Below are 12,337 nucleotides of genomic sequence, written 5' to 3'. Positions count from 1 at the left end.
ACGCACTGCCTACCGGACCGATGCAACTGGCAGGTCCATGTCGGGCCGCCCCCACTCGGACCACGAACCATCGTAGACGACCACGTCCTCATACCCTGCCTCATATGCGGCTAAGGCCAGCACGCACGCTGAAACGCCGGAGCCACAGGTCATGGTGAGCCGCTGGGCGTCGCCAACCTGTTCGCTAAAAATTCGCTGCACTTCCGCGCGCGGCAGCATCTTGCCATCCGAATCAAAAAGACTGGTGTAGGGAACATTCACACTGCCCGGAATGTGACCACCGTGTAAACCATCCCGCGGCTCCGGCTCGATGCCTGCGAACCGCCCGGCGGAACGAGCGTCCACCACCGCGTGCCCGCTGCGGGCAAGGGCGCTCTGCACGCCCCCAACATCTGTCAGCAGTTCTGGGCGCTCCGGCGCGCTCAGCACGCCCGGCACAGCAGCCACCGCCTCCTCGAAGGTGCGAATTGGGGCGGTTTCTTCACCCGCCGCCACCCACGCCGGAAGCCCACCGTCGAGCACGAACACATTGTCGATCCCCGCCATGCGGGCCAGCCACCACACCCGCGGCGCGCACATCACGCCGAAGCGGTCGTAGACCACCACGGTGGTGGTTTGGCCAATGCCCAACGCAGTGAACGGCGCACTGACCTGTTCGGGCACGGTGTGCGGCAGGGGAGCTCCCGGCGCGGAAAACGCCCCCTCAAGGTCCGCCAGGATCGCGCCGGGGATCCCGCTGGCTAGGGATTTATTCGGGTTGCCGAGCGAGGCGCACAATACAACAACGTCGTCGTGGCGGTAGCGTTCCGCCAACCAGGAAGAATCAACAAGATTGGTCATATTTCCCCACCTTATCTATTCCCAGTCACTTGCAGCTACTACCGTGGGGTCCACGTCCACGCCAGTCCATGCGATCCTGAGTTCACCGAGCGATTCTCGCTGGTCTACCGCCACCGCGTGCGCTTTGTACAATTCCAGCAGCGCTAGGAACCGGCCGATGATTTCCATAGAAAGCTGGCAATCTTCGGTCAAGGTTTGAAAGCTCACCCACTCACCTTCCCCGGCGAGTTTCAGCGCGTCGAGCAATTTGCCCGCTTGTTCGGGCACAGACACCACCGCCTGGTGCAGGTGCGTGGTGCCTACCTCCGGCGCCCGTTTGGGACGAAATACCGTTGCCGCCAGTTCTGCGAAACTTGTCACCGTGTGGTGTATCCGCACGGGAGGCAACAATTGGGCGAACTGGGGTTCCAGCGATACAGCGCGCGGGTATCGACGCCGCGCCGCTAACTGCCACTGCGCAAACAATTCCGCCACCTGCTTATACGCCTTGTATTGCAGCAGCCGGGCGAACAGCAAGTCGCGGGTTTCCAACAATTCCAAATCTTCAATTTCGTCCGCTTCCCCCCGCGGCAACAGGCGGGCGGTTTTCAAATCCAACAGCGTGGCGGCGATGAGAACAAATTCGGTAATCTCATCCAGTTTGGCCGTCTCCCCCAGCGCTCGAGTGTAGGCAATGAACTCGTCGGTGACTTCAGCTAACGCCACTTCCGTGACATCCATTTTCTTTACGGAAATCAGCTGGAGCAACAGGTCCAGCGGCCCCTCGAAATTCGCCAACGCCAAGGTGAAACCGGTGATTTCCGGCTGGTTCGGATCGCTTTGTGTCACACCCACACGTTAACTTGTCCGCTCGATCACTTCGCGAGCGAGGTCGCGGTATTGTGCCGCGCCTGGCGAGTTCGGCGCCCAAGTGATAATCGGCTCGCCCGCCACAGAGGTTTCTGGGAAGCGCACCGTACGAGTAATCACCGTGTCGAACACTTGCTCACCAAATACCTCTACCACGCGTGACATCACTTCGCGCGCATGGCTCGTCCGGCGGTCGAACATGGTAACGAGGATGCCCACGATCTCGAGGTTGAAATTCAGACGGTCCTGCACTTTGCTTACCGTATCCGTGAGCAACGCGAGGCCACGGAGGGAAAAGTATTCGCATTCCATCGGGATAATTACACCGTGCGAACACGTGAGCGCGTTCACGGTGAGCAAACCCAACGACGGCTGGCAATCCAGAATAATGTAGTCGTAGTCCCGCATCACGGGCCGCAATGCGCGCGCCAAGGTCTGCTCACGGCCCACCTCATTGACTAGCTGAATTTCAGCGGCGGACAGGTCGATGTTTGCCGGCACCAAATCCAACCCGGGTACGTTTGTTCGGTGAATCGCGTTCAGGATCGACGTTTGATTGTCTACTAAAAGGTTGTACACCGTTAGGTCGAGTTCTTCATGTGGGACTCCCAAACCCGCGGACAGGGCACCCTGTGGGTCAAGGTCCACAAGGAGTACGCGCCGCCCTAAATCCGCAAGACACGCCCCGAGATTAATGGTGGAGGTGGTCTTTCCCACTCCGCCTTTTTGGTTACACATTGAAATAATCTTGGCTGGCCCATGGCGATCCAATGGCTTTGGTTCAGGGAGCTTTCGTACCGGTCGGCCGGTCAGGCCGAGTTCGGGCCCCTCCTGTTTTTTCGAGCCGTTAGCGCCGTTAGCAGACAAGATCAATCCCTCTTCCTTGACAGAATTGGCTAGTGCACGATGTTCATGCTCCCAGATCACAGGATACATTGCATACCAACGTGCAGCGTGCACATTTATTACAAGCGAGGCGACAACCTTGTAGCCTTGACTTGTTTCAAGTTTTAGGCGCGAGGATGCGCCGACCGCCACACTTGACGAAGATTTTCCACGGACACATGGGTGTATATCTGCGTGGTAGTTACTGAGGAATGCCCGAGTAATTCTTGGACTACGCGCACATCCGCTCCCCCCTCCAACAAATGGGTGGCAAAACTATGGCGCAACGTATGCGGAGAAATATCGTGCACAATTCCCGCCCGGTCGGCGGCGCGTTTTACCACCGCCCACGCACTCTGGCGCGATAGGCTGCCGCCACGCAGGTTGAGCAGCAGCGCGTGGCTGGTGCCATTGGCCAAGCTGGGCCGCCCGCGCACGAGATAATCGCTGACCGCCTGTTGTGCATGGGTACCCACCGGCACCAGCCGTTCCTTATTGCCCTTGCCGCGCACCAATACAAACCCACGCTCGGAAAGCTCAGCGACGTCGTCCACGCTCAATGCGGTGAGCTCGCTAATGCGCGCGCCCGTACCGTATAGCAGTTCCAGCAGTGCGCGGTCGCGGAGCTCCACCGGGGTTTCCACACCCATCGCGTTGAGCAGCTGGCTGACCTCGGCGATAGTGAGCGTATCCGGCAAGTGCCGCCCCTGCGCCGGCGGGGAAACCTCGTGTGCAACATCCACATCGAGGAGGCCTTCGGACACCGCAAATTTGTGCAGACCGCGGGCCACCACCAATGCCCGCGCACTCGACGCTGCAGCCAATCCCCCGCGGCGCAGATCCGCGACATACAGTTCGATATCGGTGGTGCGTACCTCGGCAAGGTCCGAAATGCCGGCGCCGCCCAACCAGTCGAGGTAGCGTTGCACATCGCGGCGGTAATTGCTCAGCGTGTTTGCGGATAATCCGCGCTCCACTGCAAGATGGTTCAGCCAGGTTTCCGCTATGGTGTTTGGATCCGTCACAGCCGCTTCATATCCGCACCCAAGCCCATCGCTTTGCGACGCCGCGCCAAACTCTGCGGCCGCAAGTCGAACGGCTCATCGACGCTTCGCGCGGGGCTGCGACCGGCCAAAACCTCGGCGGCGGTCATGATGCCGGCGATCGCGATGGAGTTGACAACCTCGCCACGCATGACCATCTCACGGGCTTGCGCTATCGGAACCCAGCGCAGGGTCATGTCGGCCTCTTCGTCGTGGGCGACGGGTCGCGGCACCGGGGTAAGCGTCTGGGCGAGGTACACGCGGACGGCCTCCTCGCAAAACCCGGGCGAGCACACCAGATCAGTCAGCAGGTGCCACGTCTTAGCAGCGTGTCCCGCTTCCTCCACCAACTCGCGGCGGGCACATTCGAGGGGGTCCTCGTCAGCGACGTCCAAAATACCTGCGGGCAATTCCCAAAGTCGATCTTGCACGCAATGCCGGTATTGGCGCACCAGTGCGATGTTTTCGCCGTCGAACGCGACCACGGCGACGGCGCCGAAATGCTCCACGATTTCGCGGTTGGATTCGCCGCCACCGGGCATGACGATGCGGTCGCGGCGAACGGCGATAATCGGGGCGTCGAGAAGCACCTCGGACGCCACAACTGTAAAGGAATGCTCTTTGGAAACGGTCATGTCATCCCACGATAGTGGCCCGCCGGCTAGCGCGGCACCACCGGCGGCGCGGCGGCGTCCGTATCCGTTGCCGCACCGTACGCGCCGGAACCACCCTCAAGCTGTTCCGCCATCGCCAGCACGGCACCCATGCGTCCGAAACTCTGATCAACGGAATCCACGGTGGACACGTTGTCGCGGCCCTCGGGGCGCTGGCGAATCCGGCCGATGACACCGCCCTCCTCTGCGGATTGCAAGCGGCCGGCCACTACCACGCCCACCCCCTGGGAATCCATCCCCTGCGCCAACGCCGCCACGGTCGCGGCGGCGAAAGAGTTTTCGGAGCCGTCATCGTTCCCCGTAACCAACAGCACGCCCCGAGTGGGGGTAATCGCCGAGTCCTTGTAGGAAATAAACCCGCCTTGTTTCAGCGCCTCCAACAGCGCGGTTCGATCCTCGTCACTTGCGGAAGGTTGGCCATCCACCGATGCCAACGCGTAGCCAAGCGCCTCGCCTGCATGCATGCCGGGATCGAGGGTATCCGTGGAAAGCTGCGCGCCCGCCGGCAGCGTATCCGTAACGATGCGCTTCAAACTATCTGCGGACTCCTGATCCAAAAACTTCTTTTCAAGCTTCAGCACGCCCGCGTCGATGGCGCCCGCGCGGCGCAACAACCAATCCACATGCTCCACATCCTCGTCTGAGGCATCCGGAGTGGTCACCACCAGCACAGAACGATCGATCAGGGACGCATCCACGGTACCCTCAGCAATGCTGGCAATATAGCGGTCAACCGTTTTCGCCTGCGCTTTCGCCGCTTCCGCCTCGTCACGAGCCTCGTCCAACATCGCGATCGCGGAGGTGTTTTCCTGGTTACTTCCGCCCGGCAGATTCGGGCCCAGCACATAGGTCCCCACAACTACGCCGAGGGCGATCCCCAGCATCAGGCCAGTGACGGTGGAACTTTTTAGCGACATCACATGCTCCTACTTAAACCAGCCCTGAACCGTCAGAGCAATGTTGTTCCAAGTACTTACCAGGTTCTCAGTGAAGCTTCCATCGCCCGAGGTGCCCGCGATGACCAAAATCACCGCGATCATCACCAGCGCAGCCAACGCCGTCCACACCCACGCCAAGCCGGCAGTACCCCGCACCACGTACAATTCGGTGATCGCCGAAGCGTCGACAAGTTTTCCGCCCAGCTTGCTGCGAGTTAACAACGCCGACGGTGTCGCGTGCGGGTCAGCGGCGAAAATGCGCATCAAATCCAGCGGCGCACCCACATTCACCACCATCACCGCGCCATGGTAATCCGCCAACAATAACGCCAAATCCGTGGCGGAATCACTGGCGGCGGGAAACGTCATCGCCCCCACACCCAGATCCTGAATACGCTCCAAGCCAGCCGCATGGCCGTCAGGGTCGGCGGGCAACACCACGCGCGCGCCGCTCCGCAACGCGTCCGCCCCAATGCCCGCCGGGTTTCCCACAATCAAATCGGGCTTATAGCCCAGCTCCACGATCGTGTCCGCCGCCTCGTCACAGCCAATCAACACCGGGGAGTACTCCCGAATGTAGTTTCGTAGATCCTTGAGCTGTGTTCGATGCCCTTGGCCAGGGCTCACCACGACCACGGGGCGCCCCTCAATCTCCAAACCAACATCGGGCACACCCAACCCGTCGATCAACAGCGGCGCCTCAGAGTGGATAAATTGGATATTGTTCCCGAAAAACGCCTCCATGTGGTCCAGCAATTCCCGCTGTGCTTCCACGAAGCTTTCTTCAGCATCGCCGGCTGTGATCACCACCCCCGAAGCGATGAGCTTATCACCGTGAAACAGCTGGCCATCGTCGGTGATTCTCGCCTTTTTACCGTCCCGCAACTGGTCCCAAATTTGCGAGCCCACGCCCTCCACCAACAAAATGTCCACATCGGTTAACATTTGCGGACCAAAATTCGGGTAAGCGCCGGTGGTAAAGCGGGAAACATTCACCACGGCCGCCGGGGAAGCATCAATAAGCCGCTGCGCTAACGAACGCGACATATCTGGGGCGTCGATCACAGCAATATCACCACTGGAAAGGCGTTTAAAACCTTTCCCATTCGTGGTGCAATCGCGGATTACCCCGTGCAGTCCAGGCAAATCTGAGTTGCGGGAAAAAAGACTCATGGAGCATATTGTGCAGGGCAACCCTCAAGTACGGGTGGAGGCGCGCCCTAGACTGAGAAACGCTTACGCTCCGATTCAGCCATTTCCAATAACTCCGCAGCGTGCGCCCGACCGGTATCCGTATCCTCCAAACCTGCCAGCATGCGCGCCAACTCCGCCACCCGTCGCTCGCCGTGCAATTGCTCCAAGCCAGCGGTGGCGTTGGCTTCGCCGACGTCTTTGGATACGTGGAGGTGTGCGTCCGCAAACGCCGCTACCTGCGGTAAGTGCGTCACCACCAGCACTTGATTGCGCACCGCCAAGCGCGCCAATCGACGCCCAATCTCCACCGCAGCACGGCCGCCCACGCCGGCATCAACCTCGTCAAACACGAGTGTCGTCCCAGTGTTTCCCGCGGCGAGAATCACCTCCAGCGCAAGCATCACCCGGGACAATTCGCCACCGGACGCCGAGCTTGCCAGCGGTCGAGGCGTAGCATCGAGCGTGGGGGCGAGCAAAAACTCAACTTCGTCCACACCAAACTTCCCCGGTTGAACGGTGCGCAATTCAACGACGAAACTTGTTTTTGGCATGGCAAGACCATGAAGTTCTTCTGTGACCTGCTTGCCTAATTCTTTGGCTGCGTCTGTTCTCGCCTTGGTGAGCTTTGTAGCGCAGGCAAGCATTTTCTTTTCTGCCGCCGAAACTCGCTGCTGTAATTGCGCCACCGCATCACTCGAAATATCTATCGATTTTAGCTTGCGTTCCGCTTTTTCCCGCCAGGCAAGTACCCCGTCAATATCGGGCGCGTATTTTCGCGTTAATTGTTTCAATTGCTGCTGGCGTTGCAACAGTTGTTCCAGCGACTGCACGTCCTCCGGCAGGTCGGATAAAAACTGCCCCAACTCGGCGGAAATATCACCCAACGCCGAAGTAAGCTCCGCCAGCCGATCTGCCAATTCCCGCAGCGCAGGATCGTCACTGCCCGTCAGGGACGCACATGCCCGCCCCAATAAATCCGAAGCTACCAATTCCTCGCTGGCGGCTTCCACATCCCCATCAATGGCGGCAAGTGCGGTGGCCGCCTCCTCGCGAAGCGTATCGACGTCCTGCAGCCTACGGATGGTTGCCTGTAACTCGGCGTCCTCATTCGGTTGCGGTTTCACCTGTTCGATCTCATTGATTGCAAATTGCAGCCGATCGACTTCTTGTGCTAATTCCCGTCGGTTGCTCGTGCGTTCTTGCAGGTCCTTGGCCAACGCCCGCCACACGCGATAGTGCTCACGATACTCCACCAACAACTCGGAAATTTGCGGGTCCAACCGATCCAGAGCCTCGAGTTGCCGCTCCGGAGACAACAGCCGCAATTGATCGTTCTGCCCGTGAATAGCCAACAATTCCACGCTGAATTCGTGCAACGTCGCGGCGGGAACGGCGCGCCCGCCAAGGTGCGCACGCGAACGGCCGGAAGCATTCACCACTCGGGAGGCGATAAACTCCCCGTTTTCGTCGGCGGATCCCCCTGCCGCCGCCACCACCTGACGAACAATTGTTTGGGATTCCGTGGGCGCCTCATCCACCACGAACCGGCCCTCCACCACCGCTTGAGATGCGCCGGCGCGCACCCGGGAGGCGTCAGCCCTTCCACCGCACAACAACCGGAGCCCAGAAACCACCATGGTTTTGCCGGCACCTGTCTCGCCGGTGAGCACCGTCAACCCGGGATGGAGTTCCGCACTCACAGCCGGAATGACGCCAAGATTTTCGATGGTGATTTCCGCGAGCATAGCAACACTGTACCCCTCTACTAGCTGGACACATACAGACACGACGAAGCGTGATGATCCGCCCTAATCTGGGCCGCGCCAACCCTCGACCGGAAGGCGAAACTTTGTGACCAAACGATCCGTGAACGTCACATCATCCAGCCGCACCCAACGCACCGGGCGGGAGCCGCGCACCACCTCCACGCGAGAACCGGGCGGCATGGGCAGTTTACGGAACCCGTCCATCACCACCTCCGCGGAATTCGAACGCATAGTGGATTCCACGGCCACTGTGGAGTGCGGGCTCACCACCAGCGGACGAGCAAACAACGCGTGCGCATTATTCGGCACCACCAAAATAGCGTCCAGCTCGGGCCACAGCACCGGCCCACCCGCCGAAAACGCGTATGCGGTAGAACCCGTCGGGGTGGACACCAACACCCCATCGCAACCGAACGTACTCACCGGGCGCGCATCCACCTCAAGCAGCACATCTAACACCCCGGAGCGATCCTGATTTTCAATGCTCACCTCGTTGAGCGCCCAACCGGCACCAAGCTGCTGATGCGCGTGGTCGATCACCCGTACATCCACGGTCATGCGATCCTCCACACGATAGTCGCAGTCGATGACACGGCGGATCGCCTCATCCAGCGAATCGCTCTCCCACTCCGCGAGGAAACCGATGTGGCCGAGGTTGATTCCCAACACCGGAACGTCCACATTGTGCGCAATATCCGCCGCGCGCAAAAACGTCCCATCGCCGCCTAACACCAGCACCAGCTCCACCCCAAGCGCGGCCTCGTGGGAATGACGGTACAAATCGAACCTACCCAACACTGGGTGTTCGGCCACGGAACTCGCATCGCGGTAGACAAGGACTCGGACAACGATCCCCGCGGCGTCGAGAAGCTCCGCAGCCCGAGCCGCCGACTCGACATTGGTGCGACGGCCAGTGTGCGGAACAAGCAGCACCTCGCGTGGGCTCATTGCGGACCTTCCTTTACAGCGCGTTCGATCATATTCTCAAGCTGATCGGCAGCCGGCGCCGATGCCCCATGATCGTGTTTCAACCACAAAAAATACTCCACGTTGCCGCTAGGTCCAGGCAGCGGAGACGCCACCACCGCCTGACAACTCAACCCCAACGTAGCCGCGAACTCCGCAACCTCGCGCGTCGCCTGCGCCCGCAGCTGCGCGCTGCGCACCACACCCCCAGACCCCAGGCGGTCTTTGCCAACCTCGAACTGTGGCTTCACCATGGGCAACAAATCCGCACCCTCGGCCATGCACGAAACAATCGCAGGCAGTACGAGGCGCAACGAGATAAACGATAAGTCGCCTACCATCATGTCGCACGGACCCCCAGTGTCCACCTGTGTCAATGTTCGAACGTTCGTACGGTCTACGACGCGAACGCGATCATCGTTTTGCAGCCGCCAAATCAACTGCCCGTAGCCAACGTCCACCGCGACAACCTCGCGAGCGTGACGCCGCAACAGCACGTCTGTAAAGCCGCCAGTAGACGCCCCCGCGTCAAGCACCCTTTTCCCTTCGATTCGCAGGCCAGCGGGCTCGAAGGCCGCAAGTGCCCCCAACAACTTATGCGCGCCGCGGGAGGCGTAATCAGCATCGTCGCCAGCGGCCACGCGAATGGACACCTCCGGGTCCACCACCGTCGCCGGTTTGGTCGCACGCATGCCCGCAACCTCCACACGGCCAGCCCGAATCAATTCCACCGCATGTTCCCTAGACCGAGCGATTTTTCGACGCACAAGTTCGGCGTCAAGGCGCCTTCGCGCAACCATGCAAACACTCCTTATTTCAGCGCGTCCTGCGCAATATCGTGCGCCTCAGCCAACAACGCAGCCTCCTGCTCCAGCGTCTCCGAAGGCCGCCCAAGTACCTCTGACACCCGCTGCCGCACCGATTCCGGCGACACCCGCGGATCCTGCGGCTTCGGCGCTACCACCACGCCTCCAATACCCGCTGGGCGTGCGATCCGACACCGCGCACCGACGTCACAAGACCAGCTGCGGCGCTCACCGCCCACACCGCGGCGGCCGCAGTACGCAACGCTTGGATCGGCGTTGCCGTAGCCGACCCCCCATGCAACTCCAACACGCCATCCGAATACACAGCCGAAAAACCACCCTGAGGGCGCGGCTCCAACAACTCCGCCGGCTGCCCCAAATCGAGCATCGACTCCCCAAGAAACTTCGCACGCTGGGAAACCGGAGCATTCAACACATCAAAATACCCACTCACACCCGTGAGCACCTGGAACGCATCCATGCCTGCCGCAATGCCACCAGCAATATCCGTATCCAGCCGATCCCCAACCGCCAAGGGGCGTTCCGCCCCCAGCTTCGCCGCCGCAGAGTGAAACATCACGGGTTTCGGCTTCCCCGCCGACTCCGGCGACACCCCCGTGGCGCTCACCACAGCCGCCACCATCGACCCATTGCCCACAGCCAGCCCACGCTCTTGGGGCAACGTGGTGTCAAGGTTACTCGCTATATATTGCGCACCAGCGTGAATCGACATCGCCGCCTCCGACAACTCCGCCCACCCGGTTTCCGGATTATGGCCCTGCAATACCGCCGCCGGTTGATCATCGGCAGAATGCACCACCTCGAAGCCCGCATCCGCCGCCAATTGCTGAAACGACGGCGTGCCCAACACCAGTACCTTAGACCCCGGCGCTATCCGCTCCGCCGCCAACTCAACGGCCGCCTGGGCGGACGTCATCACGTGTGCCGCGTCCGTGGACAACCCAATGCCCGAAAGCTGATCGGCGACCACCGCCGGGGCCTTCGACGCGTTATTCGTAATGTAAAACAGCGGCAACTTTGTTGCTAGCACGCCCTCAACCGCGCCGGGAATGGGGCGACCGCCCTCCCACATGGTTCCATCAAGGTCCAACAGGAGGCAGTCATAGTCACTCGCAACACTCATAACACCACAGTCTAGTGGAGCGTTAGAAACACACAGCGTTAGCCCGATTTTTCAAGCTCAGCAATGCGTTCCGCGGCATCCAAAAAGCCGCCCTCATCGGCCTGCTGGGCATGCCCGAACCACACCTTGGCCTCGGCCCTACGGCCAGCCATCGCCAGCGCATCCGCATACGCATAGAACAACCTCGACGCCGTCATCCCCTTCCGCGACGGCTCGAACACAACGCGCTGCAGCTCAGCCACCGCGGCGTCGACATGGCCCAAATCTTGACGCGCGCCAGCCGCAACAATCGCCAATTCCACACGGCCCGCCTCATCCAAACTGGATGTATCCTCCGTGCGTACCATCTCCAGTGCCTTCTCCGGGCGCCCAAGACCCCGCTCACAATCAGCCATCACCGCGAGCAAGCCGGGACCGCCACTCATGCGGCGTGCCGCACGCAACTCCGCCAGCGCTTCCTTCCACTCGCCCGCATGATACGCAGCAATACCGCACGTCTCACGCACCACCGCAACGCGGCCCGCGCGGTCCTTCGCGGCACGCGCATGCGCCAACGCCAATTGCGGATCCTCTTCCATAAGTACCGCCGCCATCACCATATGGCGCCCCACCGTATCCGCGTTGTCGCGCGACAAACTCTTCAAATCCTGCAATATGCTCGGATCCAAATCCCGCGGCGAAACATCATCCGGCAACGCCGGCTCCTGCTGCCGCTTCGCAATACGTTCCTCCCGGAAACCCGGCCGGTGCGGGCCCCGCGACGACGACTCTTCTCGACGCCCCGCCCCCGCACGCTGCGCATGACGGCGATCACCCCGACGGTCTCCCTCGCTACGGTAGCTCCCGCCGCGCCGATCGTCTCGACGGCGATAACCATCACGCTCATTCCGGGAACGATCACCCCGATAGCCGCCCGAGCCTCGATAGTTCCGAGAACCACCAGAATAATCCGACCGGTCCGAGCGATCCGAGCGGGAAAAATTATCAGACATTCGTGCTAGGGAGCCTTTCATACCGAAAATAAACAACACCCACAGCAACAAACACCGAGGGAGCGCAACCTTTAAAGTCACCCAATACTACCCCGTATTGAGCACAATGTGTGACTCGAGGTATTTGGTTGTAGTTGGTGGAAACGAAAAAGGGGGAGGAGGGGCCGTGGTGGCTCCTCCTCCCCTTTTTTTTGTTTTTGGTTTTGGTGTCGGCGGTGTCCTACTCTCCCACGCACTTCC

12 protein-coding genes and 1 pseudogene are annotated in these 12,337 nt (G+C 60.7%); all 13 read right to left on the bottom strand.

Annotated elements, in window-relative coordinates:
• Positions 1-9: 9 nt before the first annotated feature.
• Positions 10-840 (bottom strand): sulfurtransferase, encoded by an 831-nt coding sequence (locus Q4D83_RS08615; protein ID WP_303174753.1) that lies wholly within the window; start codon positions 838-840, stop codon positions 10-12.
• 15 nt (positions 841-855) lie between these two features.
• Positions 856-1,674 carry a ScpA family protein gene (locus Q4D83_RS08610; protein ID WP_303174750.1) on the bottom strand — a complete coding sequence of 273 codons (819 nt, stop codon included), beginning with the start codon at positions 1,672-1,674 and terminating at the stop codon, positions 856-858.
• A gap of 3 nt (positions 1,675-1,677) precedes the next feature.
• Positions 1,678-2,562: a ParA family protein gene (locus Q4D83_RS08605; protein ID WP_303174748.1), complete on the bottom strand. Its 885-nt coding sequence runs from the start codon at positions 2,560-2,562 to the stop codon at positions 1,678-1,680.
• Positions 2,563-2,699: 137 nt separating this feature from the next.
• Complete coding sequence (gene xerD, locus Q4D83_RS08600) at positions 2,700-3,599, bottom strand: site-specific tyrosine recombinase XerD (protein WP_303174747.1); 900 nt, start codon at positions 3,597-3,599, stop codon at positions 2,700-2,702.
• Positions 3,596-4,252: an NUDIX hydrolase gene (locus Q4D83_RS08595; protein ID WP_303174745.1), complete on the bottom strand. Its 657-nt coding sequence runs from the start codon at positions 4,250-4,252 to the stop codon at positions 3,596-3,598. Before Q4D83_RS08595 ends, xerD begins: the two co-directional genes overlap by 4 nt.
• 26 nt (positions 4,253-4,278) lie before the next feature.
• Positions 4,279-5,208, bottom strand: a complete 930-nt coding sequence (locus Q4D83_RS08590; RefSeq protein ID WP_303174744.1) for a copper transporter — start codon at positions 5,206-5,208, stop codon at positions 4,279-4,281.
• Positions 5,209-5,217: 9 nt separating this feature from the next.
• Complete coding sequence (gene steA, locus Q4D83_RS08585) at positions 5,218-6,411, bottom strand: putative cytokinetic ring protein SteA (protein ID WP_303175118.1); 1,194 nt, start codon at positions 6,409-6,411, stop codon at positions 5,218-5,220.
• A 38-nt stretch (positions 6,412-6,449) separates the two neighbouring features.
• The gene (gene recN / locus Q4D83_RS08580; protein ID WP_303174742.1) at positions 6,450-8,168 is read right to left on the bottom strand and encodes a DNA repair protein RecN; all 1,719 of its coding nucleotides are present in this window, start codon (positions 8,166-8,168) and stop codon (positions 6,450-6,452) included.
• A gap of 63 nt (positions 8,169-8,231) precedes the next feature.
• Positions 8,232-9,137: an NAD kinase gene (locus tag Q4D83_RS08575; RefSeq protein ID WP_303174739.1), complete on the bottom strand. Its 906-nt coding sequence runs from the start codon at positions 9,135-9,137 to the stop codon at positions 8,232-8,234.
• Positions 9,134-9,955 carry a TlyA family RNA methyltransferase gene (locus Q4D83_RS08570; RefSeq protein WP_303174737.1) on the bottom strand — a complete coding sequence of 274 codons (822 nt, stop codon included), beginning with the start codon at positions 9,953-9,955 and terminating at the stop codon, positions 9,134-9,136. The genes Q4D83_RS08575 and Q4D83_RS08570 overlap by 4 nt, the downstream gene beginning before the upstream one ends.
• Before the next feature lie 11 nt (positions 9,956-9,966).
• The gene (locus tag Q4D83_RS08565) at positions 9,967-10,119 is read right to left on the bottom strand and encodes a hypothetical protein (RefSeq protein WP_303174736.1); all 153 of its coding nucleotides are present in this window, start codon (positions 10,117-10,119) and stop codon (positions 9,967-9,969) included.
• Entirely contained in the window at positions 10,113-11,105 is a 993-nt protein-coding gene (locus tag Q4D83_RS08560) for an HAD-IIA family hydrolase (protein WP_303174735.1), read from the bottom strand. The genes Q4D83_RS08565 and Q4D83_RS08560 overlap by 7 nt, the downstream gene beginning before the upstream one ends.
• A 38-nt stretch (positions 11,106-11,143) precedes the next feature.
• Positions 11,144-12,100: pseudogene (locus Q4D83_RS08555) on the bottom strand (hypothetical protein); the annotation flags it as partial.
• Positions 12,101-12,337: the final 237 nt, after the last annotated feature.

The sequence above is a fragment of the Corynebacterium sp. genome (assembly GCF_030532715.1).
Classification (GTDB): Bacteria; Actinomycetota; Actinomycetes; order Mycobacteriales; family Mycobacteriaceae; genus Corynebacterium.
This window is presented reverse-complemented; position numbering and strand designations above follow the sequence as displayed.

What these genes read in the sequence shown, in the direction of transcription:
- Q4D83_RS08595 (WP_303174745.1), bottom strand. Translation starts at nt 4,252, where the DNA reads ATGACCGTTTCCAAAGAGCATTCCTTTACAGTTGTGGCGTCCGAGGTG.
- Q4D83_RS08590 (WP_303174744.1), bottom strand. Translation starts at nt 5,208, where the DNA reads ATGTCGCTAAAAAGTTCCACCGTCACTGGCCTGATGCTGGGGATCGCC.
- Q4D83_RS08615 (WP_303174753.1), bottom strand. Translation starts at nt 840, where the DNA reads ATGACCAATCTTGTTGATTCTTCCTGGTTGGCGGAACGCTACCGCCAC.
- Q4D83_RS08575 (WP_303174739.1), bottom strand. Translation starts at nt 9,137, where the DNA reads ATGAGCCCACGCGAGGTGCTGCTTGTTCCGCACACTGGCCGTCGCACC.
- Q4D83_RS08560 (WP_303174735.1), bottom strand. Translation starts at nt 11,105, where the DNA reads ATGAGTGTTGCGAGTGACTATGACTGCCTCCTGTTGGACCTTGATGGA.
- recN (WP_303174742.1), bottom strand. Translation starts at nt 8,168, where the DNA reads ATGCTCGCGGAAATCACCATCGAAAATCTTGGCGTCATTCCGGCTGTG.
- Q4D83_RS08570 (WP_303174737.1), bottom strand. Translation starts at nt 9,955, where the DNA reads ATGGTTGCGCGAAGGCGCCTTGACGCCGAACTTGTGCGTCGAAAAATC.